Origin of the sequence: Embleya scabrispora DSM 41855, assembly GCF_000372745.1 — a bacterium.
Lineage (GTDB): Bacteria > Actinomycetota > Actinomycetes > Streptomycetales > Streptomycetaceae > Embleya > Embleya scabrispora.
Map to the genome: position 1 here is coordinate 39,232 of NZ_KB889563.1, position 25,896 is coordinate 65,127.

22 protein-coding genes and 2 pseudogenes are annotated in these 25,896 nt (G+C 70.3%); 6 read left to right on the forward strand and 18 right to left on the reverse strand.

Going from position 1 to position 25,896, the window contains the following annotated elements; all coding sequences use genetic code 11:
- Positions 1–167: 167 nt before the first annotated feature.
- From A3IC_RS0104210 to vanX, 4 genes are all read left to right on the forward strand, one after another.
- The gene (locus A3IC_RS0104210) at positions 168–1,358 is read left to right on the forward strand and encodes a lipid II:glycine glycyltransferase FemX (RefSeq protein WP_026217870.1); all 1,191 of its coding nucleotides are present in this window, start codon (positions 168–170) and stop codon (positions 1,356–1,358) included.
- A gap of 456 nt (positions 1,359–1,814) precedes the next feature.
- Positions 1,815–2,792: a D-isomer specific 2-hydroxyacid dehydrogenase family protein gene (locus A3IC_RS0104215; RefSeq protein ID WP_063744793.1), complete on the forward strand. Its 978-nt coding sequence runs from the start codon at positions 1,815–1,817 to the stop codon at positions 2,790–2,792.
- On the forward strand, positions 2,785–3,837 hold the full coding sequence (vanA, locus tag A3IC_RS0104220) for a D-alanine--(R)-lactate ligase (protein WP_020548818.1): 1,053 nt from the start codon (positions 2,785–2,787) through the stop codon (positions 3,835–3,837). The genes A3IC_RS0104215 and vanA overlap by 8 nt, the downstream gene beginning before the upstream one ends.
- Positions 3,834–4,451 (forward strand): D-Ala-D-Ala dipeptidase VanX, encoded by a 618-nt coding sequence (gene vanX / locus A3IC_RS0104225; protein WP_020548819.1) that lies wholly within the window; start codon positions 3,834–3,836, stop codon positions 4,449–4,451. Before vanA ends, vanX begins: the two co-directional genes overlap by 4 nt.
- Before the next feature lie 555 nt (positions 4,452–5,006).
- Here vanX and A3IC_RS0104230 read toward each other — a convergent pair.
- The 6 genes from A3IC_RS0104230 to A3IC_RS0104255 form a co-directional block, all read right to left on the reverse strand.
- A complete protein-coding gene (locus A3IC_RS0104230) occupies positions 5,007–5,780 on the reverse strand; it encodes a hypothetical protein (protein ID WP_020548820.1) in 774 nt (257 codons plus the stop codon).
- Positions 5,773–6,399, reverse strand: coding sequence for an RNA polymerase sigma factor (locus A3IC_RS52420; RefSeq protein WP_020548821.1), 627 nt, complete (start codon positions 6,397–6,399; stop codon positions 5,773–5,775). Before A3IC_RS52420 ends, A3IC_RS0104230 begins: the two co-directional genes overlap by 8 nt.
- Before the next feature lie 642 nt (positions 6,400–7,041).
- Positions 7,042–8,697, reverse strand: coding sequence for an ABC transporter ATP-binding protein (locus tag A3IC_RS0104240; RefSeq protein WP_020548822.1), 1,656 nt, complete (start codon positions 8,695–8,697; stop codon positions 7,042–7,044).
- Complete coding sequence (locus A3IC_RS0104245) at positions 8,694–9,560, reverse strand: ABC transporter permease (RefSeq protein WP_020548823.1); 867 nt, start codon at positions 9,558–9,560, stop codon at positions 8,694–8,696. Before A3IC_RS0104245 ends, A3IC_RS0104240 begins: the two co-directional genes overlap by 4 nt.
- Positions 9,557–10,594, reverse strand: a complete 1,038-nt coding sequence (locus tag A3IC_RS0104250) for an ABC transporter permease subunit (RefSeq protein ID WP_020548824.1) — start codon at positions 10,592–10,594, stop codon at positions 9,557–9,559. The genes A3IC_RS0104245 and A3IC_RS0104250 overlap by 4 nt, the downstream gene beginning before the upstream one ends.
- The gene (locus A3IC_RS0104255; RefSeq protein WP_020548825.1) at positions 10,582–12,126 is read right to left on the reverse strand and encodes an ABC transporter substrate-binding protein; all 1,545 of its coding nucleotides are present in this window, start codon (positions 12,124–12,126) and stop codon (positions 10,582–10,584) included. The genes A3IC_RS0104250 and A3IC_RS0104255 overlap by 13 nt, the downstream gene beginning before the upstream one ends.
- Before the next feature lie 184 nt (positions 12,127–12,310).
- On the opposite strand from A3IC_RS0104255, the gene A3IC_RS0104260 reads away from it, so the two are divergent.
- Entirely contained in the window at positions 12,311–13,741 is a 1,431-nt protein-coding gene (locus A3IC_RS0104260) for an MATE family efflux transporter (RefSeq protein ID WP_040876147.1), read from the forward strand.
- Here the strand turns inward: A3IC_RS0104260 and A3IC_RS68280 are convergent.
- From A3IC_RS68280 to A3IC_RS0104315, 11 genes and pseudogenes are all read right to left on the reverse strand, one after another.
- Positions 13,689–14,324 carry a hypothetical protein gene (locus tag A3IC_RS68280; protein WP_158695798.1) on the reverse strand — a complete coding sequence of 212 codons (636 nt, stop codon included), beginning with the start codon at positions 14,322–14,324 and terminating at the stop codon, positions 13,689–13,691. The two genes, A3IC_RS0104260 and A3IC_RS68280, sit on opposite strands and share 53 nt — an antisense overlap.
- 120 nt (positions 14,325–14,444) lie before the next feature.
- Complete coding sequence (locus A3IC_RS0104265; RefSeq protein ID WP_026217873.1) at positions 14,445–15,554, reverse strand: CapA family protein; 1,110 nt, start codon at positions 15,552–15,554, stop codon at positions 14,445–14,447.
- Between the two features lie 475 nt (positions 15,555–16,029).
- Positions 16,030–16,953 carry a VOC family protein gene (locus A3IC_RS0104270; RefSeq protein WP_020548828.1) on the reverse strand — a complete coding sequence of 308 codons (924 nt, stop codon included), beginning with the start codon at positions 16,951–16,953 and terminating at the stop codon, positions 16,030–16,032.
- Between the two features lie 123 nt (positions 16,954–17,076).
- A pseudogene (locus A3IC_RS73340) lies at positions 17,077–17,313 on the reverse strand (fumarylacetoacetate hydrolase family protein); the annotation flags it as partial.
- A 106-nt stretch (positions 17,314–17,419) separates the two neighbouring features.
- A complete protein-coding gene (locus A3IC_RS0104275; protein ID WP_020548829.1) occupies positions 17,420–17,830 on the reverse strand; it encodes a hypothetical protein in 411 nt (136 codons plus the stop codon).
- A 1,302-nt stretch (positions 17,831–19,132) separates the two neighbouring features.
- Positions 19,133–19,543 (reverse strand): annotated as a pseudogene (locus A3IC_RS64210) (N-acetyltransferase family protein); the annotation flags it as partial.
- Entirely contained in the window at positions 19,540–19,956 is a 417-nt protein-coding gene (locus A3IC_RS0104290) for an arsenate reductase ArsC (protein ID WP_026217874.1), read from the reverse strand. The pseudogene A3IC_RS64210 and the gene A3IC_RS0104290, both read right to left, overlap by 4 nt.
- Entirely contained in the window at positions 19,949–21,064 is a 1,116-nt protein-coding gene (gene arsB, locus A3IC_RS0104295; RefSeq protein ID WP_020548833.1) for an ACR3 family arsenite efflux transporter, read from the reverse strand. Before arsB ends, A3IC_RS0104290 begins: the two co-directional genes overlap by 8 nt.
- Entirely contained in the window at positions 21,061–21,459 is a 399-nt protein-coding gene (locus A3IC_RS0104300; RefSeq protein WP_020548834.1) for an ArsR/SmtB family transcription factor, read from the reverse strand. Before A3IC_RS0104300 ends, arsB begins: the two co-directional genes overlap by 4 nt.
- Entirely contained in the window at positions 21,438–21,992 is a 555-nt protein-coding gene (locus A3IC_RS0104305; protein WP_020548835.1) for a hypothetical protein, read from the reverse strand. Before A3IC_RS0104305 ends, A3IC_RS0104300 begins: the two co-directional genes overlap by 22 nt.
- Before the next feature lie 409 nt (positions 21,993–22,401).
- On the reverse strand, positions 22,402–22,992 hold the full coding sequence (locus A3IC_RS0104315) for a DinB family protein (protein ID WP_020548837.1): 591 nt from the start codon (positions 22,990–22,992) through the stop codon (positions 22,402–22,404).
- A 327-nt stretch (positions 22,993–23,319) separates the two neighbouring features.
- Between A3IC_RS0104315 and A3IC_RS0104320 the strand changes: the two genes are divergently transcribed.
- Positions 23,320–24,816 (forward strand): hypothetical protein, encoded by a 1,497-nt coding sequence (locus A3IC_RS0104320; protein WP_020548838.1) that lies wholly within the window; start codon positions 23,320–23,322, stop codon positions 24,814–24,816.
- A gap of 315 nt (positions 24,817–25,131) precedes the next feature.
- On the opposite strand, the gene A3IC_RS0104325 is transcribed toward A3IC_RS0104320, so the two are convergent.
- Entirely contained in the window at positions 25,132–25,767 is a 636-nt protein-coding gene (locus A3IC_RS0104325) for a hypothetical protein (RefSeq protein ID WP_020548839.1), read from the reverse strand.
- Positions 25,768–25,896: the final 129 nt, after the last annotated feature.

Sequence of the window (25,896 nt, forward strand, 5' to 3'; positions counted from 1 at the left end):
GGCCACCGGGAGCGGCCACCGGCCGGTGGCGGGGCCCGCGTCAGCTGGTGACCGCGTCCCGGTACGGGACGTGCCGGAACAGGCTGGACCGAAAGTTCCGGAACATATCGCCGGCGTATCGAAAACCGCATACGCGGCTGCAACACCGCATTGCCTTGACTGGCGGCATGTCCTACAGCGAACCAGTACACACAGCAGCCGGAACCCGGCAGTACTCGGGGGCGAGCGCCTCGGGCGGGCCTGTGACCGTCCGACCGATCAGCACCACCGAGCACTTGGCGTTCGTACGGTCCCAGCGGTCGGTCAGCTTCCTGCAGACGTCGGCCTGGGGCCGTGTGAAGACCGAGTGGCGCAGCGAGTGCCTCGGCTGGTTCGACGGCGGGCGGCTGGTCGGTGCCGGGCTCGTCCTGCACCGCCCGGTGCCGAAGCTCGAACGGTTCACGCTGGCCTATCTGCCCGAGGGCCCGGTCATCGACTGGACCGGCGATCTCGGCGTGTGGCTCGACCCGCTGGCGGCTCATCTCAAGGCGCATGGCGCGTTCGCGATCCGGCTCGGCCCGCCGGTGCGCACGGACACCTGGAGCGCCGTCCAGGTCAAGGAGGGTGTCGCCGACCCGGGCACCAAGCGGCTCACCGAGGTGCCCAGCCAGTGGTCCGACCCGGTCGGCGCCCAAGTGGCCGGCCGGCTCAGGGGTGCGGGCTGGCTGCCGCAGAGCCCTCAGGACGGCTTCGGGGTCGGGCATCCGCAGTTCAAGTACGAGCTTCCGCTGGCCGGCAGGACCGAGGAGCAGCTCCTCGAGGGCATGAACCAGCAGTGGCGCCGCAACGTCAGGAAGGCGGCCAAGGAGGGAGTGGAGGTCACGGTCGATACGGTCGGCGCGGGCCTGAAGGCGTTCCACGACCTCTACGTCCACACCGCCGAGCGGGACCGCTTCACGCCCCGGCCGCTGGGCTACTTCGAGACCATGTTCGGCGCGCTGAGCGCGGAGGATCCCGAGCGGATCAAGCTCTATCTGGCCCGCCACCAGGACGACTTGGTCGCCGCCACGATCCTGGTCCGCGTCGGTGCCCACGCGGTGTACTCCTACGGCGCCTCCTCCACCGGGAAGCGCGAGGTGCGCGGCTCCAACGCCTGCCAGTGGGCGATGATCCGCGACTCGCTCGCGGCCGGCTGCGACGTCTACGACCTGCGCGGCATCACCCCCACCCTCGACGCCGACGACCCGCACGTCGGGCTGATCCGGTTCAAGGTCGGCACCGGTGGTCAGGCGGTGAGGTACGTGGGCGAGTGGGACCTGCCCCTGCGGCCGATGGTCTACCGGGCCTTCGACCTCTACATGAGGCGCCGCGGGCGGTAGGCCCGACAGCCGCGGGCGGTAGGCCCGACCGGCAGCAGGCGGGAGGCCCAATTGCGGAAGCTGGGCGGCCACTTCGTCGAGGCGGGCCCTGCGGGACGCCTTGACGAGCACCACGTCGTCGGCGTTGAGTACGGCGGTGCCGCCGGGCGCGAGCCCCCGCACCGGCTCGCCCTTGGTTTCGGCGATGTCGCCGATGTGGCGTGCTCCCATCTCCGGTACGAGGAAGAAGAGGCCGCCCGGCTCGGCCCGCCGGCCGTCGAGTACGGCCGGCGCGGTCACGTCACGGACGCGTCGCCCTCGACCGTCCCGCCGACAATCGCGGCGATCTCGCCGAGGCTGAGCGGAATCACGCTGATTCCTTGTAAGTCATGCCACCAGTCAATGCGCCGCGGTGTATCGCCGGCATATCGAAATCCACATACGTTCCGGCAACACCACGACGCCTTGACTGTACGTATGACCTACAGCGAACCACCCCGCATCACCGTCTATGGGTGCGGCCCCGATGAGGCCGTCTTGTTCCGGGAGCTGACGCCTCGCTTCGGTGTGACGCCAACCGTTACGGACGCGCCGGTATCCGAAGCGAATATCGAGCTGGCAGCCGGAAGCCGATCCATCAGTGTCGGCCACAAGACTCCCATCGCCAACGCCACTCTTCTTGCGCTTGGCCAAGTCGGCGTGACGTATATCTCCACGCGGAGCATCGGGTGCGACCACATCGATGTGGAATACGCGGCCGGCATCGGCATCACGGTGGAGAACGTCAGCTATTCGCCGGACAGCGTGGCCGACTTCACGCTGATGCTGATGCTGATGGCGGTGCGCAACGCGAAATCCATCATCCGGCGCGCGGATGCCCACGATTACCGGCTGAACGAAGTGCGCGGCAGGGAGCTGCGCGATCTGACCGTCGGTGTGATCGGCACAGGACGCATCGGCGCCGCGGTCGTGGGCAGGCTGCGCGGTTTCGGTTGCCGCATACTCGCCCACGACAATCTCCCCGAAGCCCCCGCCGAATACGTTCCTCTCGACGATTTGCTGCGGCAGAGCGACCTGGTCACGCTCCACACACCGCTCAACCCGGATACGCATCATCTGCTGAACCGGCAGCGTATCGAGCAGATGAGACAGGGCGCGCTGATCGTCAATACCGGACGAGGGGCACTCATCGACACCGAGGCCCTTGCATCGGCTCTGGAAAGCGGCAGGCTCGGCGGCGCGGCATTGGATGTCGTCGAGGGCGAGGAAGGGATTTTCTACGCCGACTACCGAACCAGGCCCATGAAAAGCAAGTCACTGCTTCGGCTGCAAGAGCTGCCGAATGTGCTCATCAGCCCGCACACCGCTTACTACACGGACCACGCCCTGCGTGACACGGTCCAAAACTCCCTCACCAACTGCCTAAAATTCGAAAGCGGGAACCGGCGTGGATAAGCTGAAGGTCGGCATCATATTCGGCGGGTGTTCCGAAGAGCACCCCATCTCCATCAAGTCCGCACAAGAGGTCGCCGGTAACCTCGACGCCGAGAAGTACGAACCGTTCTATATCGGCATCACGAAGGACGGCGCCTGGAAGCTCTGTGACGGCCCCGCCGCGGACTGGGAGAACGGAAACTGCCGTCCGGCCGCGCTGTCGCCGGACAGCACCGTGCACGGACTGCTTGTCCAGGAAGAGGGGCAGGCGCCGGGGCGGTACGAGACGATCCCCCTGGACGTCGTACTGCCCGTCCTGCACGGCAGGCGCGGCGAGGACGGTGCGACGCAGGGGCTGCTCGAGCTCTCCGGCATCCCCTATGTGGGCTGCGACGTGCAGAGTTCCGCACTGTGCATGGACAAATCCCTTGCCTACACCGTCGCCGCAAGCGCGGGAATCGCCACGCCGAATTTCTGGATCATCACGGCAGACCGGAACGTCGATCCCGGCCCGCTCACCTATCCGGTCTTCGTGAAGCCGGCGCGTTCGGGCTCTTCTTTCGGCGTCACCAAGGTGTCCCGGGCAGAAGAACTGCAGAGCGCGGTGGACATCGCACGGCAGTATGACGCGAAGGTGCTGATCGAAGAGGCCGTCGTCGGCAGCGAGATCGGCTGCGCCATCCTGGGGAACGACCTCGATCTGACGGCCGGCGAGGTGGACCGGATCGCCCTCTCCCACGGCTTCTTCCGGATCCATCAGGAGGATGCGCCGGAAACCGGTTCCGACAACTCGACGGCGATCGTTCCGGCAGACATTCTCGCCGAGTCACGCCTGCTCGTCCAGGAGACCGCCATGGCCGTATACCGCGCCTTGGGTTGCAGCGGTCTCGCACGGGTGGACCTGTTCCTCAAGGAGGACGGAGCGGTGGTCCTCAACGAGGTGAACACATTCCCCGGCATGACCTCGTACAGCCGCTATCCCCGCATGATGGCGGCCGCAGGCATACCGCTCGGCGAAGTGCTCGACCGAATCCTGTCCTTGGCCTTGACGAGGAAGAGCCGATGAAGGACGACTTCGTATTCGTGGACGAACTTGCGTCCGGAACAGCCGGAATGCGCTGGGACGCCAAGTACGCCACCTGGGACAACTTCACCGGAAAGCCGGTGGACGGATATCTGGCCAATCGGATCGTCGGCACCAGTGCGCTGTGCGAAGGACTGGAACGAGCGCGCGAGCAGGCCGAATCCCTGGGCTTCGGCCTGCTCCTCTGGGACGGTTATCGCCCGCAGCGCGCCGTCGACTGCTTCGTACGCTGGTCAAAGCAGCCGGAGGACGGCCGCACGAAGGCGCGGCACTATCCGAACATCGACCGGGTCGAGATGTTCGAGCAGGGATATGTGGCCGCCAAGTCGGGTCACAGCCGGGGCAGCACCGTTGACCTCACACTCTACGATCTGGCTTCCCATGAGATCCTCCCCATGGGCGGCGGCCATGACTTGATGGATTCCATCTCGCATCACGGAGCACAAGGGATCACGCAGGCCGAGGCGAGAAACCGCCGGCACCTCCGCACCCTCATGGAGACCTGCGGTTTCAGCGCATACGACTGCGAGTGGTGGCATTACACGCTGACCGACGAACCGTATCCGGACACGTATTTCGATTTCCCCATCGTATAGTCGAGCACGCCGGCGGGGCGGCATACCCGACGCGCTGTCGGAGCCCGGAGGCGGGTGAACTGCGCGAGGCAGTCCGGGGGTTGCTTCGGGTCGCGGTTGAACACCGATCCCTCGCCACCCTATTACGTACCGTTACTTGTCACTTCGCCGTAGCTTCGGGAGCGCAGGGCCCATCCAGGTGTTGTCCTGTCTCAATGAAGGTGTCGGATTCTCACTGCATCTCATAACGAGGTGGCGAGTTCTCGCGTACTTGGCGATTTCGGCAGGTCGTTTACCTCGTGCGGGTGATCCGGTCTCACTTCGGGCTCGTGTTCTCACAGCGCCCGTCACGGTCGTTCGCGAGTGAGTGTGGCGCGACGCAGCGGGTGGCTGATGCTGTCTGCCCGGAGGCCACCGTGCCGAAGGCCGTCTCCCCGCGCTGAGGGCTGGGGAGACGCCTTCGGCATGTCTTTCATGCCCCTGCCGGACCTGGTTGCCAAGGCGCCACCAACGGCATCGGCGACGCGGCTCCGACACGTTGGTCCGCGCTGCCGCCTTCGCCGTTGGCGGCCCCGGCTACAGCGGCGGCCGGGGGACGGTGTGAGTGGCTACGACGGTGCCGTCGGCGCGGTGGAGTTCGACCTGGATCTCCGGGCCCGCTCCTGTGGGCAGGGGGGCGAGTGCGTAGCGGGGGCCGTTGGGCCGGTCGGGGCGGGCGGCGGTGGGGGTCTCGGTGCGCGTGCCGTCCGGGGCGACGACCACGATGGCGGTGACGCCGGGGTGCACGGCGGTCATGACGACCGGGCGGCCGCCGTCGGTGAGTCGGGTGGCGAACCGTTCCCAGCGGGATGGATCGGCGAGCCAGGCGGACTCGTCGATCCGCTCGTCACAGATGTGGATCATGCCGGGCGGTGTGCCCGGCCGTGGGGTCTGCACCGTGTCGCCGTAATCGATGGTGAATGTCATCCACTGTTCGCCGACTTTGTTTTGCGCTTCGGAGATCAGTTCGACCCCGGGTCGGGGGTTCGCGTCGCAGATCCCGGGGGGACGGTTCGGCACGAGCCAGTACTGGACCCCGTCGATCTTGCCGTGTTGTATCGCGGTCGCGTCGTCGGGGAGGTGGTCGACGTACTCGGGACCGCTGTTGACGGCGGCGTAGGTGAAGGCGGCGGTCGCCAGGGCTGCGGTGCCGAGGAGGACGCCGCCGAGGGCGAGGCGGCTCCTGGGGCGACGGGCGGGGCGGGCGGTGGGCTTCGTCTCGTGGGCGACGAGGTCGCGCAGGACGAACTGGTCGGCTCCGGAACGTGTTTGGCGGCCGGGCCGGGCCGGTGGCACGTCGAACTCAGGCATGCGGGTGCTCCTTGGCGTCGGGGGAGGGGAATCCGAGGTCGGCGTCGGTGATGTGTGCGCGGAGTCGGGCGCGGGCTCGGGACAGCCGTGAACGCACGGTTCCGATGGGGACGTTCATGGCCACGGCGGCTTCGGCGTAGCTCAGCTCCGCCCAGACGCAGAGCGTGAACGCCTCCTGCTCGGTGCGGCTGAGGTGGCCGAGGGCTTCGCGTACCAGGCGCATGCGGCCCTCGTCGGCCAGTCGTTGCGCGACGAAGTCGGCGTGATCGGGCTCGCCCGCGCGTTCGGTGAGGTGGTGCAGGCGGTCCAGCGCGCGCCGGTGCCTGGCGCGGGAGCGGCGGTGTCGGTGGATGACGTTGTTGGCGACGCCGAGCAGCCAGGGCAGCAACGATCCGGAGTCGGCAACGAGCACGCGCTTGCGCAGTCGCCAGGTTTCGAGGAAGACCATCGACGTCGCGTCCTCGGCCGAGTCCCACGCGGCGGTTCGTCGGAAGCAGTGGGTCAGGACGGCGTCGGAATGTCGCCGGTACAACTGCGCGTAGGCGTCGCCGTCGCCGTCGCGGACCCGCGCCCACAACTCGGCGTCCGCGACGCTCGTGCGGAGATCGGTTGTTGTCATGCCCCTTCATGCCCGATGTGGCTATGGAGTTCCGTCGTTGATCTCCTTGGGCGTCGTGGGCGTCGCCTTCAGACCCGAATGGTCGGACGGACTGCTCGGCTGTCGGCTCGCGGAATCGCGGGCCTGATCGGGCCGCCACCCCGCCGAGTTCTCACCACTGAGCGACACCACGACCGGACGGACGTCCCGTCCACGTCACCACACCGCCTGGCAGTCATGGCCGGACGGGTTTCGGCACTACACCACCCTCGGTACCCGTGATCCGCTCTGCCGTTCCTTCTGCAAAAGCCATGTCGTTTGAGAACAGCGGACCCTGCGTTCTCAAACGACATGGCAACCGCCCGGCTCGCAGGCGTCTCAATCGCCATCTGCATTGCGACAGGACAGGTGTGGTGGCTGCTGGGTCACTTCACGCTTGCGGGCTGGGACCGGCTCGCGGCCGTGCTGCCCACACCACCCCGGCCTATTACCTGAATTGCGTGATGACCCACCAGGGCTCCGGTATGAATTGAGCCTCCGCGCCGCCTGGTCGAGCGCGGCCTCGCCGAGAATGGCCCGACCACCCGACCACGTCCAGCGTCTCGCGGATCCGCTCGACTTACAGTCCGGCTCGGGCCGGGCGGCGCCGCAGCGTGCATATGGTCAGGGCTTCTCGACAACCCTTGTGGTGTGGGTCAGGAGTGTCGCGGTGTCGCCGCGGGCGGTCAGTCGGCCGTCGGTGAGGACGTGCACGGTCTGCGTGTAGTCGGCGGCCAGGTGGTGGTCGTGGGTGACCAGGGCGAGGGCCGTGCCGCGTTCGGCGCACACGGTGCGCAGGAGGTCCATGACCGCGGTGGCTGTGTCGGGGTCGAGGGCGCTGGTGATCTCGTCGCACAGCAGGTAGTCGGGGTCGACGGCCAGGGCCCGTGCGATGGCGACGCGTTGGCGCTGGCCTCCGGACAGTTCGGCGGGGTAGCGGTCGGTGAAGGCGGTCGGTAGGCCGACCAGTTCGAGCAGTTCGACCACGCGTGCGGTGCGCGCGCCGCGGGTGAGTCGGGTGTGCAGGGCCAATGGGCGGGCGAGGGCGGCCCCGACGGTGCGGCTCGGGTTGAGGGTGGCGAGCGGGTTCTGCGGGATGAGCTGGATGCGGCGCTGCCGGTCGCGTCCGCGGCGGCGGACCGCGGGGCGCAGGGGCGCGCCGTCCAGGGTGAGCGTGCCGGAGTCGGGCACGGCGAGTCCGGCGAGCACGCGCAGCAGCGTGGTCTTCCCGGAGCCGGACGGGCCGACGATCGAAACCGTGGCGCCGGCCGGGAGCGTGAGGTCCACGCCGTCCAGTGCCAGGCGGCGACCGCGACCGGTGCCGAAGGTGACGGTGATCCGGTGGGCGGCGAGTCCGTGGTGCTCGGGCTCCACAGCGGCGACGGGTTCGACGAGCGGGCGCACATCGATGGGGCCGATTCGGGGGGCGGTGCGCTTGCCGAGTGGCTTCCCGTCCGTCGGTATCCGCGCCGGCTTCGGGTCGGCGGGCGGCTGCACGGGCGTGCCGGGAGTGGCGAGGGCGATGGTGTCGTCGGCGCATGCCCCGACCAGTTCCGGGTCGTGGCAGGCCATCAGCACGGCGAGTCCGCGGGTGTCCGCGAGGTGACGCAGGAGGTGGGCGATCTCGTCGCGTAGTGCCGGGTCGAGTCCGGCGGTGGGTTCGTCGAGCAGCAGGAGCCGGGGGTTGCGGGCCAGGGCGCGGGCGAGGGCGACACGGCGCTGCTGGCCTCCGGACAGGGCGCCGGGGCGGCGGTCGGGCAGGCCGTCGCCGAGGGGCAGTCGGCATTCGGCGAGGAGGGCTTCGACGCCCTGTCGGGTCCGGTCCCGGGCGGTCTCGGCGACGATGCGGCGCACGCTCATGCGAGGGTTGAGCGCGGAACCGGGATCCTGGCCGACGTAGGCGAGTTCGGTGCGGCGCAGCCGGTTCAGTGTGGCGCGGTCCAGTCGCAGCACGTCGTGGCCGAGGACGCGCGCGGTGCCGTCGGTGGTGGCGCCGGGCGGCAGGTGGCCGAGCAGGGCTTTGAGGAGTGTGGTCTTTCCGGAGCCGGACGCGCCGGTGAGCGCGGTGATGCGCCCTGCGTGCACGGTGGCGTGGGCCGGGTGCAGCAGGTGGGTGCCGCCGGGGAGGCGGACGCCGAGCCCGGCGATGTCGGCGACCACCGTGTGGGGGACATCGTCGTACGCGTCGCAACCGGCACCGTCGGCGGTGTCCGCGTGCGTGTCGTGGCGTGCGCCGTCGTCGGGTCCGGGTTCGGTACGGGTGGGGGTGCGCGGGCTCATGCCGAAGTCACCGCCTGGGTGCGGGGGGCCAGTGCCGAGGTGGCGAGGTTGACGGTGATCGCGAGGAGGGCGACGGCGGCGCTGGGGGCCAGGACGGCCCACGGGTTGAGCAGGATGCCGGGGGCGTTCTCGCGGATCATCAGCGCCCAGTCGGCTTCGGGTGGTTGCGGGCCGATCTGGAGGAACGCTGCCGTGGAGATGATGTAGACGGCTTCCACGAAGCGCAGTCCGAACAGGGCCGTAACGGTGCCGCGGAGGTTGGGCAGGAGTTCGCGGACGGTGATGGAGAGGCTGGACTCGCCGCGCATCAGGGCGGCTTCGACGTACCCGGCGGCGGCGAGTGGCGCGGCTGCCGCGGCGACCACGCGTACGGCGAAGGGGGTGCCCAGGACGACGGCGGCGGTGATTACGGCCCAGCGTCCGCCGTCCGGCCAGGCCAGCGCGACGAGCATGATGCCCAGCACGGACGGCAGGAGGATGGCCACGTCGGCGGCCCGTTCGAGGATGCGGCCCGCGCGTGGGCGCAGCACCGCGAGGCAGCCGAGCAGGGCCGCGGTCGCGGTGACGGCGGCGCCGATGAGGAAGGCGCAGCCGATCAACTCGCCTCCGCCGTGCAGGAGTCGGGACCACACGTCGCGGCCGAGTTGGTCGCCGCCGAGGAGGGCGCCGTCACCGGCCGCCGCGTACGTGGCGGTCACCGGGGCGTCGATGGTGTGCGGTGCGAGCCAGGGTCCGGCGAGGGCCGCGGCAAGGAAGAGGGCGGCCGGGACGAGGAGGGGCAGCGCGCGGCGTGCGGCCCGGCGCCGGCCGGGGCGGGTGGGCGCGGCCGCGCCGTTGTCGGTCGAGGTGGCGGTGGTGGTCATCGGCCGGCTCCCGCGGTCTTGGCGCGCACGAGGTCGGCGGCGAGCAGGACGAGGGTGATCGCGGCGCCCGCGAGGGCGACGGAGCCGGCGATCAGGGTGGTGTCGCGGCCGGCGACCGCGCCGGCCAGGACGGTGCCCATGCCGGGGTGGTTGAAGAGGGTCTCGACGACTACGGCGCCGCCGAGGAGCATGCCGGTCGAGGTGGCGATGCCGGTGGCGATGACGGGGAGCGCGCCGGGGAGCGCGTGGCGCAGCAGGACGCGGGTGGTGGACAGGCCGTCCAGGCGGGCGGCTTCGACGTGGGGCGCGTCGGCCTGGTCGGTGAGGGCGGCGCGGACGATGCGGGTGTTCCAGCCGGTCTGTGGGATGGCGAGGGCGAGTACCGGCATGATCATCATGGTCCATTCGGCGGGTTTGCCGGACGCGTCGGCGACGGTGACCGCGGGCAACCAACCCGTCCACAGGGACAGGACCAGGACCAGGCCGGTCGCCAGGACGAAGTCGGGGATCGCGAACGCGGTCGTGGCGGTGTGGCCGATCACGCGGTCGGTGCGCCTGCCGGGACGCGCGGCCGCCAGGCAGCCCAGTGCCAGGGAAGCGGCGACCGTGAGGACGAACGCCGCGCCCGCCAGGGCCAGCGTGTTGGGGAACGGGTCGCGCAGCAGGTCGGCGACCTTCTCGCCGCGCGCGGAGGTGCCCAGGTCGCCGGTGGGCAGTGCGGTCATCCAGTCGGTGAAGCGCTCCCACAACGGCCGGTCCAGGCCGAGGTGTTCGCGCCGGGCCGCGATCGCGGCGGCGCTGTCGCCGCGGTCGGCCGTGGCGGTGGCCGCGTCGCCGGGGAGGATCTCGACGGCGGTGAACACGACGGCCAACAGCGCGGCCAGCACCAGGGTGCGGCGCAGCAGGACGGCGCCGGCGCGCAGCGCGGCTCGCCCGGCCCGGTGCGCCGAGTGGGCGCGCGCCGGGCCGGGCGGGCTCGCGGTGGCCGGGTCGGTGGACCCGGCCGCCGCCGCGCCCGGGGTCAGCGCAGCCACGTGCTCTGGAGCTGGACGCGGCCGTATCCGGCCAGGGTGGGCAGGCCCTGGACCTTGGCGGTGGCGACGTCGATGCCGTCGGCCATGCCCCACAGCAGGTAGCCGGAGCGCTCGTGCTGGATCTTCTGGACCTCGACGAGGGCGGCGGCGCGGCCGGCCTCGTCGGCGGCGCCGACCGCCCGGCGGTAGGCGTCGTCGAACGCCGGGTCGGCGAACCGGGCCTCGTTCTGGCCGGCGTCGCCGACCATGAGCTTGGAGCCGAGGAAGAGCACCGAGTCGTTGGTGCCCCAGTACGTCGTGTAGAGGGTTCCCTTCTGCCAGGTTTCGTCCCAGAACTTGCCGGACTCCTGTTTGACCACGTTGATCCTGATGCCGGCTTCGCGGGCGTGGTTGGCGAACAGCGTGGCGGACTCGGCGAGTCCGGCGATGTCCTCGGTGGTGATCAGGTCGTACGTCTTGCCGAGGTCGAAGTTCGCCTCGGTGAGAAGTTGCCCGGCGCGGGCCAGGTTGCGAACGCGCTGGGGGATGTCGCGGGCGTAGCGCGGGTCGCCGGTGCCCATGATGTCGTTGGCGACGGTGCCGTAGCCGGACAGGACCTGCTTGACCATGGCGTCGCGGTCGACGACCAGCCGCAGCGCCTCGCGCACGCGTGGGTCGGCGAACGGGCCGTCCTTGGCGCGCATGACGATCGGCATCGCCATGTCGTCGGCGCGGCGCACGACCCGCAGGTCCTTGCGGGTCTCGGCGGTGCGCGCGGCCACCGGGCCGACGTTGGAGGCGAGGTCGATCTGGCCGGCGAGGATCGCGTTGGACATGGCCTGCGCGGTCTCGAACATGGTGATCTCGACGGCGTCGAGGAGGACTTCGCCGCCGTACCACTTCTCGTTGCGGACCAGCCGGGCGTTGCCGTTGCGGTACCAGTCGAGTTTGAACGGGCCGGTGCCCGGCGCCTTGTCCAGCGCGTTGTCGGGGGTGTCCTTCTTGAGGACGAAGCTGCTCAGCCGGGTCAGCAGCGGCAGTTCGGCGTTGGGGTAGTCGGACACCAGGACCACCGTGCCGTCACCGTCGGCGGTGATGTTGTCCGCCTGGACGCCGGGCAGGCGCGAGGCACCCGACTTGGTGTTGCGCAGGCGGCGCAGCGACCAGACGACGTCGGCCGCGGTGACCGGGCCGCCGTCGTGGAAGAGCGCGCCGGGGGCGATCTTGAAGCGCCAGGTCCTCAGGTCGGGGCCGGCCTCCCACGACGCGGCCAGGCGCGGCGCGGTGTTGGGCTTGCCGGCGGGCACCGTCAGCGTGTCGAACACGAGCGACAGGACCAGGTAGTCGCTCTCGTTGCTCTGCGTGCCGTGCGGATCGCGGGTGATCGCCCCGGCCCGGCCCAGCGCGCCGACGCGGAGCGTGCCGCCCCTCTTCGGTGAACCGCCCGTGCTCTGCGGTGCCGGGGCGCCACCGCCCCGGGACGAGCATCCGACCAGGGTCGCCGCCCCCAGTCCCCCACCGGCTATCAGCAGTTGGCGCCTGTTCACGTACACGGTGCGTCCTCGTTCTCGATCCAGAGCACAGTTGGATTAGGTGTGCCTATCCTAATTTGAGCCGCTGTGCAAGAGCGCCGACGATAACGCATCGTGTTCCGGACCGCGCGCCCGACCGGGCCCGGGTGGCGTGGAACTCGGCTGCTACGGTGCCCTGCCCGATCCCAAGGAGCCGCTGCGCACGATGTCCACGACCTTCATCCGCGACGGCCGCGCCCTGGCCGTACTCGCGGTCCCGCTGATCCTCACCCAGCTCGCCCAGGTCGCGCTGACGACCACCGATACCGTGATGATGGGCCTGCTCGGCACCGAGGAACTCGCCGCGGGCGGGCTGGCGATCGTCGTATTCAATCAAGTGCGCACCATGGGCGTGGGCCTGGTGACCTCCGTCGGCAACCAGGTCGCCGCAGCCGCCGCGCGGGCCGAGCGCGCCGCCGAGGCGACAGCGAAAAGCGCGGACACCGCCAAGGCCGAACCCGGACCGGCGGACGCCGCGCGCGAGGAGGTGCGCGGCGTCGTCCGCGCCGCCATGGCGGTCGCCACCGGTGCCGGCCTCGTGGGCGCGGTGCTCATGCTCGCGGTCGGTCAGGCGCTCCCGCTGCTCGGCCAGGACCACGACGTCGCCCGCCGCGCGCAGCACATGCTCGCCGCCCTCGCCCCCGGCCTGCTGCCGTGCCTGTGGTTCCAGGCGGTGCGCCAGTTCACCGTGGGCATGCGCCGCCCCCAGGCGCTCCTGCGGATCACGGTCGCCTCCGTCGCCGTGAACGCGGGACTGAACTGGGCCCTCGTCCACGGCACATGGATCCTGCCGGAGGCTGGGCTCGTCGGGATCGGCGCCGCGACGTCGGGGGTCTACCTGCTGACGTTCCTCGCGCTGTACGCCGCCGTCCGCCGCGACCGCGAACTCGCGCCGCTGCTGGCCCTGAACCCCACCAAGGCGGACCGTGCCGCCGTGCGGCGCCTGGTCGGACTGGGGGTGCCGATCGCCGCGACGTACGGCTCCGAGGCGGGGTTCTTCTTCTTCACCGCGCTGATGGCCGGATCGTTCGGGCCCGCCGCCCTCGCCGCCCACACCGCGGTCAACCAACTCGTGTACATCGTCTTCCAGATCGCCGTCGGACTCTCCCACGCCGCGTCCATCAACGTCAGCCGCGAGATCGCCCTCGGCGACCACGCCCGCGCCCGCCGCCTGATGCGCACCACGCTCGGCTGCGCCGCCTGTGTCATGGCAGCCGTGGGTGCCGTGTACCTGGCGGTGCCACACCTGGTCCTCGCCCCGTTCCTGGACTCCACCTCCGGTGACGCCCGCACGATCGCCACCCGTCTGCTGGTCGTCGCCACCGTCCTGCAGTTCTTCGACTGCGCGCAGAACATCGGCGTCGGACTCCTGCGCGGCCTCGACGACACCCGAACCGGCTTCCGCGTCACACTCGTCGGCTACTGGGCGATCGGCCTGCCCGCCTCGTGCCTGTTCGCGTTCGGGTTCGGCGGGGACACCCTCGGCCTGTGGCTCGGCCTGCTCGCCGGACTCGCCGCCACCGCCGCGCTGCTCCTGCGCGCCTTCACCGCCGCCCTCGACCGCCGAGCCGCCGGAGCGGCCGTCGCCGCTGCGTAGCCGCGGTCCGTGTGGACGGCCACGGTGCCCGATCGGGCGTGGGCGGGAGTCGGGCGACGCCCGGTCGGGCTCCTGCGGCCGAGGGGCGCCCGGGTGCGGGTTTCCCGGGGCCCGGAGATCGAGCTACCCGCCGGTCAGCCTCGGACCGCCGGAGCTCAGGTCTACGTGCAGACGCCCGTGCAGCTCGCGAAAACGAGAGACCGGCGACCACTCGATCAGATATGCACGCGCGCAGTGCACCGGGCATCGCTCCGAGCGTCACGCCCGAGGTGCTGCCGACGGCCGAGTTGACATCCGCCGGGCCGAACAACGGCAGGTGGACCGCTTCGCGCTGCGCCTTCGACAGGTGGTCCGGGTCGGACCCCAGCCGCGTACGCAGCCCGGCGATGACGTCGGTCAACGGCGGCGTCCGGCCGGCGACGTCGATACTCACGTGCAGATGCGGTCGCGCAAAGAAGTCGTACGAGACCACATACGCCAGATCGACCAGGCAGTCGAGTTGCTGGTAGAAGTACAGCGCCGCAACCTGTTTCGACATGGCAACGGTTCTGTTGAACGAGGCGGCGTCCTTGATGTCGCTCATGTGGCAACTTCCGGCGCGTCAGCGCGAGACCCCCGGTGCCCCGAGCGCCCCGCCCACTCCGGATTCCCGGCGCTTCACCCGGATGGCCACGACGTGGAATATCCGCGTCGACCGCGGGCGTCAGCGGTGGAGCACGAGGCAGTCGTCGGGTTCCGGGCTCACCTCGGTGCCGAACGGGCGGCCGGCTCGGGTCAGCGTTGCCGCCAGCCACTCGACATCGGCACGTGGGGCGTGACGGAGACGCATCTTGACGGCCCGCAGCGGCACCATGCGCAGACCGGCCAGCTCTCCCGTGTCGCGCGCCACGGTGGCGAAGTACAGGAGTCGCAGGTCGTCGCGGTAGAACTCGTAGCCGCGAATGCCCTCGTAGTCGTCGACGCAGTCGCCGCAGCCGTACAAGATCAGCTTGTTCCGGTGCACGTCAATCGCCCGCGGGTGGTGCGAGGAGTGGCCGTGCACGACGTCGACGCCGCCGTCGATCAGGCGACGCGCGTATCGGGTCTGCGACGGCTCGATGTCGTAGCCCCAATTCGAGCCCCAGTGGACGGACACGACCACGATGTCCCCCGGGAGTCTCACCCGACCCACCCGTTCGAGGAGTTGCGTGGCAGCCCGCTCCGACGCGTGGTGGGTGAAGTCGACGCCGGCGCGGTTCTCGGTCGCGGCCCAATCGGGCGGCACCCCGCTGGACGGCATCCCCTGGGAGAAGACCACCACCCGCCCGCCTTCCCCGACGGGCACCACCGCGGGACGCCGAGCCTCCTCGATGTCGCCGCCCGCGCCGGCGGTGCGCAGCCCGGCCCCGTGTAGCGCGTCGAGGGTCTGCGCCAGGCCCGCCCGGCCGAAGTCGAGGATGTGGTTGTTGGCCAGGGCGCAGACATCCGGCCGGACCGCCTTGAGGCACGGGATATTGTCGGGGTGCATCCGGTAGTGCACGGGCTTGAACGGCTCGAAGTCGTCGCTGGTGGTGATGCCGGTCTCCAGATTCACGATCCGGACGTCGGGTGCCTCGGCGTCGAGGACGTCCAGCGCGTCGCCCCAGGGCCAGCGGAATCCCACCGGTCGGGGAATCGGTCCGTTGGCCGCCTCCGCCAGTCGGACGTAGTCGCCCGCGTCGCCGACGAAGTCCTCGCGCAGCGACGGATCACCCGGGTACGGAAGAATCCGGTCGATGCCGCGGCCCAGCATCACGTCTCCGCACAGACACAGCGTCACGTGGCGATTCGACATACTTCCAGGGTTCCACCACCGGGCACGGTGTCGCACCGGGTGATCGAGACGACGTATGACACCAATCGGATCGCAAGCCCGGAGTTCGACGGGTTTTTCGTCGACGACCGGGCGCCCACACCGCCGAGTGGCGCCGATCCGCGCGGGGTCGGGGGCGGGACTCGCCGGGGGCCCTTGGGTGAGGCGGTGACAGACAGGTGGGCGAGGGGAGACGTCGGGTTACCTGCGGAGTGCGGTGTGGGAGGAGGTGCGAGACGCCCCATCGGTGGGCGATCGTGCCGACGGGGTCGGCAGAGGCGAGGATGTCCTCGCGAATCCGGTCGACCCGCAGGCTGCGGACGTAGGACATGGGCGAAAGGCCGAGCCGGTCCCGGAACGCGGAGCCGTCGGGATGGCCGCGGAGGTCGTCGACGGTGCGGCCCGCCGTCTTCCCGGGCACCACGTGGTCGATGCGGTGCTTCTCGGATTCGGGAGGCTATCGGGGCGCGTGGGCGCCGGTCATGTGGGCGGCGAGGTCCTCGGGGCTCACGAACGACGGCGGTGGTGGCGGGCCCCAGGAGAACAGGCCCTTGGCGCCTTCGAGTTCCTCCGGCGTCCAGAGCCCGCCCTCGGGAATGCAGTCCATGTCGGAGTAGTACTCGCTGAAGTTGCCCGCCGGGTCCTTGAGGTACCAGAAGAAGTTGGATCCCGCGTAGTGCCGTCCCGGACCCCACACGTGGCGCTCGGGATGGCCTTCCAGCATGGTGTGGGCGCCGCGGCCGATGTCGTCGATGTCGTCGACCTGCCAGGCGGTGTGATGCAGGAAGCTCACCGGGGAGCGCAGCACGAGGATGTTGTGGTGGTCCTCCGAACAGCGCAGGAAGGTGCCTTCTCCTTTGATGTGGTCACTGACCCGGAATCCGAGTCCCTGCACCAGGAACCGCGTCGTGCGTTCGTGGTCGGTGGACCCGACCACCGCGTGTCCGAGCCTGCGCGGCCGCACGGGGTCGGTGCGCAGCACGCCGGGTGCCCGGCCTCCGGTCCGCTCCGCCCGGCCGGGCCCGTTGTACGGAGTCGGCGTGGCGGACGGCTGTCGCAGACGAGGGACGACGGCCAGGGTCGCCCGCATTCCGGTGGCATCGTCGACAGCGAGGAGCCGGTCGCCGTCGCGTCCACAGGCAATGTCCAGCGAGTGCAGGGCCCGCGCCGCACGGTCCAGATCGTCGGGGTCGTCCACCCCGATGACCACATCCAACAGCGCGCGGAACGGGGCACTCACGATGCGGAGTTGCCGACCTCCGTGCTGCGTCGAGAACCATCCCTCGCCCTCGGGACACAGTCCGAAATCCGTGTAGTAGGCCGCGGTCTCCTCGACATTGGGTACGCCCATCACGATCGACTGCAGACGGTGCAGCGCCATTGCCCACCTCATGTGTTGTGGAGTCTTGCCGGTGTTGTGAAGTCTTCGCCGCGCGTCCTGGTTTGCGCCGGGACGTCCTGAACGGGATGGTGGCTTGGGACAGGCGGCGACGAAGCGCTGTCGCAGTTCCCCGATACCCGTAACGGAACTGACGAGTACATCTCCGTGCGCCGGCCGACGCTGGGGGCTGCGCCCCATGCCAAGCCCCGCAGGCGTTCCGGTGAAGACGAGGTCGCCCGGGCAGCAGCGGCGGGGGCCGTGCTCGGGCGGGTGAGGATCCGCCAGGCGGCGGCCGGTGTTCTCCCAGCCGCGGTAGGGCTCGACCGCAGCGTCCACCAGTTGTCTCGCGGCGGATCCCACCCGCGTCTCCGACGACGCCGAGCACGCCGACCCGGCGGCATGACCGCGCTGCCCGGCACGGCTGAAGATCCGGCCCTCCGGCCTGCGGCCCTCTCGCGCCTGCCGATCAAACGCCTCGCCGATCGCTCATCAACGTGACGAATCGACCAAAGGTCTCGTCCCCGGCGCGAATGTCGCCGAGTTCCGCGCACAGCACGGGGAACTCGGCCCACGCCTCGCCCTCGACGGCCCACCGCGCAAAGCTGCTCCGCCCGTCGTGGATGCGCGCCTCGTCAACCCACCGGTCGAGGCCGTCGCCCATCGAGTAGACGAAGAAGTGCGCGTCCTCCATGGCCGGTGCCAGGAGGTCGATGAGCTGGTGAAGGTTGCGTATGTCGATGTAGCAGATGTCCGACAGCATCTCCAGGCAGAGGTAGTCGGCCTCCGGCGGGCCCAGGTCGAAGTCCCATCCTCCCCCATGAGCCTTCTGGTCGAGCAGATGGGCGGGCCAGGTCTGCCCGGGCATCTCGGCAGCCACCAGTGCCAGTGTTTCCTCGACCAAGGGCCGCCATCCCGAACGTACCCGAGCAAACGTCCTGGATGGGTCGGGCCACGGCGACACTTGAGGAAAACGCAACCGGAACCGCCCGTACCAACGATCATCGCGCCTGGTGACAAACGTCCCGGACAGCTCGACCGGATGAGGCTCTCTCACGGACCGAGCATACGAAACACCGCCGTCGGAGTCGGACCCCGAAGCCCCGCGTCCCGTCGGCAAGCCCTTCCAAGCCTGCATGCCAGGCTCAAGCACAAGGCTTTCATCGAGCCTCCGTTCCCCGTTCCGCCCCGCAGGTGGGATGAATCGGGCCGGGACGTCGGCACCACCGACGACGGAGCACAGAGGTGGGCGAGCACGAGCACGACGAGCCGCGAGCATGGCGGGCCGGACCGGCGGTGTCCGCCGGGCACTTCGTGACGTTCGATCACAAGGCGAGCGGGGCGGGTGTCCTCCGGGGCCTCGCCGGCGGGTGACGAATGCGTTACCCGCGCAGGTCACCCGCCGGGTCCGGGCTTTACTCACGCAGCACGGCCCCGGCGGCGCAATACGCGAAACGGCGCCGCCCCCGAGGATGGGGCGGCGCCGTCGATCATCGAAGATCGGTGAGGGTGGCCGCCTCACGGCGGAAGGCACACCGTGGCTCCAGCCGAGCGGTATTCCACGGAGGCGATGGTCGGGCCCGGGGGCACCCTCACCGACCATCACCACAACCGCGGTCACCGGTCCGGCATTCCCCCGCCCGGTCGACGACGGCCGAGGCTGAGGCGTGGCACGTCGCGTTGTCGCTGCTGCCGGACGTCGCCGGTACGGTGCGCGAACTCCTCGACACGGCACGATCGATGGTGGTGGAGTCGGGTGATGAACCCGTACATGTTCTTCCTCGACCAGGCGCCTGCCGACCTCCACGTGCGGATCTGGCAGCGGCTCGACCGTCGGCGGCAGGTGGCGTGCCTGGAGGCCGGCACGCCTCCGGGAAACGGGATCATCGCGTACGTGGTGGCCACGGCGCCTCGCCGGAGCGCGCGGCGTTGGCCGGGAATCCGCACGCCCGGCCCGAGTTGCTCATGGACCTCGCCGAAGGAGCCGACCGCGCGGTGGCGGACCGGCTGTTTCACAATCCGAGTGCACCGCGCGAGGCCATGCTGCCGGTGCTGGGGCCGGCATCGGCCGACGGGCTGTTGCCGGCGGGGCGGACGCGACGACTCGGGACGCCCGAGCTGGGGCGGATCTCCGTCGCGGTGGAAAGCGACGATCCGGAGCTGGTCGCCCTGGGCTTGGCGATGCCCGTCGGTGCAGGGCGAGGCTTGCGGTGTTCTCGGGGAAGATACCGGATTGCACCGTCCAGATCCCGGCGGCCTCGGTGGAGGCCAACAGGGCGCGCAGCAGCGCGAGTCCCACACCGAGGCCCCGTGCCCGGGGGTGGACGTAGACGGAGTGCTCGACCACTCCGGCGTACGCGCAGCGGTCGGACACGGGCACGACGGCGGCCCAACCGAGTACACGATCGTCCCGGTCGAGGGCGACCAGGCGGTGCTCGCGCAGCCTGGTCGCGTCGAATCCCTGCCAGTCTGGGGCGGTGGTCTCGAAGGTGGCGTTGCCCTCGTCGATGCCGAGCCGATGGATCGCCAGGACCTGGTCGGCGTGCTCGGGCCGCATCGCCGTGACGTGCCCGCCCGTTGCCGCGGCTGTCATGCCGCCTCGATGCCCAGGTCGGCGAGCAGGCCGCGGACGCGCCGCTCGATGTCGTCCCGGATCGGCCGCACGGCCCCGACGCCCTGCCCGGCCGGGTCGTCCAGCTTCCAGTCGAGGTAGCGCTTGCCGGGAAAGATCGGGCAGGTGTCGCCGCAGCCCATGGTGATCACCACGTCCGACGCCCGCACGGCCTCCGTCGTCAGCACCTTCGGTGTCTCGGCGGACATGTCGACGCCGACCTCCGCCATCGCCCGCACCGCGGCCGGGTTCACGGCGTCGGCCGGCGCGGATCCGGCGGAGCGGACCTCGACCCTGCCGTCGGCGAGGTGGGTGAGCCAGGCGGCGGCCATCTGCGAGCGGCCGGCGTTGTGGACGCACACGAACAACACGGATGGCGTGGGGCGTTCAGACACGGGCGGGGCCTTCCGGGGCGACGACCGCGGCGGACGTCGGGGTGGACGCGGGAAAGAAGCGGCGGGCGGCCAGGGCGACATACACGAGGCCGATGAGGACGGGCACCTCGATGAGCGGGCCGACGACTCCCGCGAGGGCCTGCCCGGAGGCGGCGCCGAAGGTGGCGATGGCGACCGCGATGGCGAGTTCGAAGTTGTTGCCCGCGGCGGTGAACGCCAGCGTCGTCGCCCTCGGGTAGTCGAGCCCCACCGCGCGGCCGACGGCCATGGACCCGCCCCACATCAGCGCGAAGTACGCGAGCAGGGGCAGCGCGATCCGGGCGACGTCGAGCGGCTGGGAGGTGACGGCGGCGCCTTGGAGGGCGAAGAGCACGACGATGGTGAACAGCAGCCCGTACAGCGCGAACGGGCCGATCCTCGGGATCAGTCTCGTCTCGTACCAGGTGCGGCCCCGGGCCTTCTCGCCGAGTCGGCGGGTGAGGAACCCGGCGAGCAGTGGAATGCCGAGGAAGATCAGGACGGAGCGGGCGATCTCCCACACCGACACCTCCAGGGCGGTGCGCTCCAGGCCGAGCCATCCGGGCAGGACGTCCAGGTAGAACCAGCCGAGCGCGGAGAACGCGATCACCTGGAACACCGAGTTGAGCGCGACCAGGACGGCGGCGGCCTCGCGGTCGCCGCAGGCGAGGTCGTTCCAGATGATCACCATCGCGATGCAGCGGGCCAGGCCCACGACGATCAGGCCCGCGCGGTACTCGGGCAGGTCGGGCAGCATCAGCCACGCGAGCGCGAACATCAGCGCCGGACCCACGACCCAGTTCAGGATCAGGGACGGCACCAGCAGCCGCCGATCGCGGGTGACGGTGTCCAGGCGGTCCCAGCGAACCTTGGCCGACACCGGATATATCATCACCAGCAGACCCAGCGCGATCGGCAACGAGACCCCGGTGACCGTCACCTTCGCGAGCGCGTCACCCAGGCCCGGGACGAGCCGGCCCAACCCCAGGCCGGCGGCCGTCGCGAGCAGGATCCACACCGCGAGAAAACGGTCCGGGAACGACAGGCGTCCCACCACCGGCCCCGCCGGCACCCCGGCCGGGGCGCTCACGCGCCGACCGAGGTGGACTCGGGTTCGGGGAGCGGTTCGCCGGCACGGCGGCTGAGGATCGCGGCGAGGCGATCGGTCATGGCCGGCAGGAGCCGGTAGTACACCCACGTCCCACGACGCTCGGAGTCGATCAGCCCCGCCTGCCTCAGCAGCTTGAGGTGATGGGAGATGGTCGGCTGGGACAGGTCGAAGGCGGGGGTGAGGTCGCACACGCAGATCTCCCCGCCCGCGCGGGAGGCGATCATCGACAGCAGCCGCAGCCGCACCGGGTCGCCCAACGCCTTGAACACCCGCGCCAGGTCGGTCGCCTGGTCCTCGTCCAGCGCGGCGGTCAGCAGCGTGGGGCAACATCCGTCGGTGTCCTGGCCGAGCATCACGAGTTCCTGTTTCGACATTCCTCTATGTTGACGTTCTTCGATACAACGCGCAAGTTTGTATCGGCCGACATCGATACAACTCGCTCGGGTCGCGGCGACGGTGGTGTCCGGCAACTCGGCGATGCTCTCCCGGTGAATCGGGCGATCAGGCGGATCGCGACGATCCAGGTGTCGGGGTCGGTCTCCAGTGGCGCGTGGAGCAGCGCGCCGGCGTCCGGGCACGGGGTGGATCCGTCCCGGCGGTCGTGGCGGTCGTGGCGGCCGGGGCCGGCCGGGGCTTCGCGCAGCGACAGCGCGCGAGCAGCCGGGCGAGCGTGGCGTAGCAGGTCGTGCGGCGACAGCGCACCGCGTTCCGGGGCGGCGTCCGGCCCAAGGGTGCTTTCGTCGTCCACGGGCAGACCCTTGCGCGACATGGAGACGAGCAGTTCCTCCGGACATTCGGGAGGCTTGGCCAGGGCGCCGCGCAGGGCGCGCGGCAACGGGTCGTCACGATCCGAGCGGACGATCTCCGTCCACGGGAACACGCCGGCCCCGGCGGCGATTCGCTCCACCTACCACGGCTGGCGCTCGGGGGTGAGCCGGCGCGGGGCCGCGATCATGTACGCGGGCTCCGCCGACTCCGCCGGCCGGGCCCGGAGGCCGTCCAAGCCATCCGGGCCGTCGGCCCCCGCCTGTCGAGCAGTGGCGCGGAACAGCAGCCCGGCGGCGCCGCTTGAGGTCGCGGTGCACCACGCCCGCGCCGTGGGCGGCCGCCGGGTCGGTGGTGATGGCCCGCCACGGCGTTCCGGTCCCGCGCCTGGACGGCCGGACGTTCCCGGCGGGGACAACACCCCGCAGGCCGGACGCCCCATCGCTCCCACCCGGGCAGCCGCGAAACGTTCTCGTCCGAACCACACTCGCGACCCCTGGAACTCGGCGCCCTACGCACCCCCTTGGCCACACGCTTTCATCGGGAACGGCCTATGCATCCGCCTGCTTGGCGGCCTGTTCGACGCGGTCGCGGTAGGCGGCCCACCACGCCTGGTCGGTGGACGCCAGGTTGTCCTTGCCGGGGATCAGGCCCGCGGCTCCGTCGGTGAGTTCGCGGAGGATGTCGGCATGTCCCGCGTGCCGCTGCGTATCGGCGATCACCCGGACCGCGATGTGATGCAGCGTCACCTCGGCGCGTTCGGCCGGCCACCAGGGCACGCGACCCCGGGCATCCAGGGGGAGTTCGGTGATCGTCGCGTCGGAATGGCGCCACGCCCGCCGGTACAGGCCGACGATGTCCTCGCGCGACTCGTCGGCGGACGCCCACATGTCGGCGTTGAGTTCGGCGTCCGGCGCCATCCACGCGGGCACCTGCTCTTCGAACGGTCGCCCGAAGGTGTCGCCGAAGTAGCCGATCTCCACGGCCGCGACGTGCTTGACCAGCCCGAGCAGGTTCGTCCCCGTCGGCGTACGGGGACGGCGGATGTCGTACTCCGACAGCCCATCGAGCTTCCACACCAGCGCATCGCGCGCTTCCTGCAGGTACCTCAGAAGGTCGGTTCTCATCTCGACATCGCTCATGGTCGCAGTCTCCCATCACGCGCACCGTCCCGCTTCCGACACAGGACCGGGCGTTGTTGAAACCAGCCCACCGATCACGGGTCGGAGCGCCGCCGAGTGCTCGATTCCCGATTCGAGGAGCCGCGCGGCAGGCACGGGAACAGGAAGGAGGCGGATGGGAGTTCGGCCGAAGGATGGCCGAGCGAGAGTTGAAGTCACCCCGTACCGAATCAACGCGTTTTGTCCCGTGGGCAGTTGATCCGCTGTCAGAATTGCCGGGTGCCGTCGCCCGCCGCGACCTTGTTCCGTCGTGGCGTCGAGCGCGGCGGGGGATTGGGGGGTGCGGCAATGACCGAGCACACGATCGGTGGGGCAGGCGATACTCCGCCCGAGCGGCCCGCGAACGAGGCCGAACTGAAGCCCGCACTGCACTCGGTGCTGCGGGGCCAGGCGAACAGCGCGATGCAGAAGTGGAAGGACAGCGCCAACCAGCAGATCGACGCGCAGCTCGCGCACATCGCCGACCCGGTGCGACGGGCGCTGTGGAAGGCTCAGATGGTCGCGCTCATCGACCACTTGGCGCTGGGGATGTTCGAGGACCTGAAGGTCCACTTCGACGATTCCGTCGAGGACGCCCTCACGGAGCTGCTGTCGGTCCAGCACGACGACATCATGAGCGCCGACGTGACCGGCGCACGGCTCAGGACCGCCACCAAGGACCGGCTCGGAGCGTTCACCTCGCCCACCAAGCTGATGAACGACCTCCTGGCCGCGCTGCCCGGCGCGAACGCCAAGCTGGCGGCGTTCGCCCAGCGCTCGAGCATCGTCGAACTACACCGTACGACCGCACTGGCCTCGTACACCGCGGCGTTCGACGAACTCAGCGCGACCGTTGCCGATGCGGACGCCGCTGTGCTCAGCATCGACTCGTTCCAACTCACCATGATCCTCGAACCGCTCACCGCTCCGCTGGTCAAGCACCGCAACATCGCCGTGCCCCTGCTCCAGATCACCACGGTGCAACTCGGACAGCAGATCGACGTCCAACTCGGCACGTCCTACACGCTCTCCGAGGACCAGCAGAAGCAGCAGATCACCAACCTTTGCGCCGCGCCGATCAGCGCGGTCGTCACGGCGAACCTGAACCTGTGCGGCAGCGTGAGCCTGGTCCGTCCCGAGGTCGTCGACCGGTTCACGTGCCTGTCCGGGATGGGGTCACCCGCGCTGAAGGCGTGCACGTCGATGGTCGCGTTCTATGGCAAGCCGTGGCTGGTGTGCATCGCGGGGCTGGAGCCGGAGGAGATCGCGCAGGTCCTCGTGCACTGCCGGAACGAGACGATCCTCGCCGCGCTCAAGAAGCGAATGCCGGCGAAGTCGACCACGCTCGAACTGTCCAAGGCGGTCAACGTGCTCGCCTGGCGCGGCGTCGAGTGGGATTTCGTGTGCGCCACGATCCACAAGCTCGGCTACGTGGAGATCCAGTGTCCCGGCGGGGTCACCACGCTGACCTGGATCCCCATCCACGAGTCCTGGGTTCCGCGGGCCTTCTGCACGGCGAGCATGGAGACCGACCTGGCCTGCCTGAAGCACATGAAAGAGGAGACCGGGAAGACGCCCTCGGGCGTCAAGCTCACGAGGTACTTCGCCGAACTGGTGGCCGCCTGCGTCGAGGCCTGCGCGCAGTGGCGCCACGCGGGGCGCCCGGCGGACTTCAAGGTGGTGGTGCAGCCGGAGCAGGGGGTGGCCGTCTGGACCATCCGCGTCCGCAACCTGTACGGGAAACCCCAGGTGTTCCACGTCGACAGCGGGTATGCGAAATCCCCGTGGGTGAAGCACCCGAACTGATCGGTCCCCGAGGGCCGGTGCGAACGCCACACGGTGATTCGCACCGGCCTTCGGCGGAACCGCGCCACGGCCGTCGGCGGAGGCGGCGACGTGGCGGCGCCCACGAGGTGTCTCGACGGCGTGCCGGGCGTAGTGGGCACGCACATACATACGCGACGGCTCCGCCCGGCGGCACCCGTCGAGCACCGCTACACCCACGAGAGCGGTGCCGGCACGTCCGCGCCCGCCCCGCACCCGGCCTCAACGCGCTCGGCCTCACCGTGTCGCCGACCCCACCGATTCCATCCCATACACGCACAGTGCGCATCCGTGCCGTCACGCCTCGCCCGACGGAGCCTCGCGTAGGTCCCGTCCGGTGGCCGCGAACGCGAACCACATCTCCTCGTACCGGACGCAGTTCTGCGCAAGCTCGTCGGGAACGCGCACGGTGCCGTACCGGTCGCGTGTCGCCGGCTGCACCGTGAGCGGGAACACCTGCGCCACATCCGCTTTCCCGGGGTGCGCGGTCAGCACCCGGAACTCCCACGTCTCGGGACCGGCCGACGTCGGATCCGGCTCGTCGCGGCACAGGATGTAGTGCTCGTGCCGGTGGTAGGCGCGCGAGCGAGCCCGTACCGCCACGGGCCTTTCCGCGCTGGACGGCTCGCTGCGGATGCGACCGATCGCACGCCACGGCGCCTCGGGTCGGTGCAGCCCGAGCCCGTCCGCGGCCAGTTCGCGGCGCAGTTCGGCATACAGCGGTGCGATCGCGGTGAGCCCGTCGACGACATGTGCGACGTCGCTGTCGTTGTCGCACCACATCATGCCGTGCTCCCAGCGCGCGATGCGCTCGCGCACCCACGGCTTCAGCACCGCGTCGATCCCGGCGCCGAGCCGATCGCCGCGTTCCGCCCACTCCACGGCGAACAGCGCTCCGTCATACGCCTTGCGGAAGTCCTCAAGCAGCCCCATCGCGTCCCTCCGCACGGTCCGTACCGTCGTACCTGTGGCCGACGGTACGCGAACGCGCGGCCCGGGGAGGCCCCCGCCGCGCACGTCGGCGGGCGTCACGCGAAGACCCGCCCCGCGCCGGATCGATGC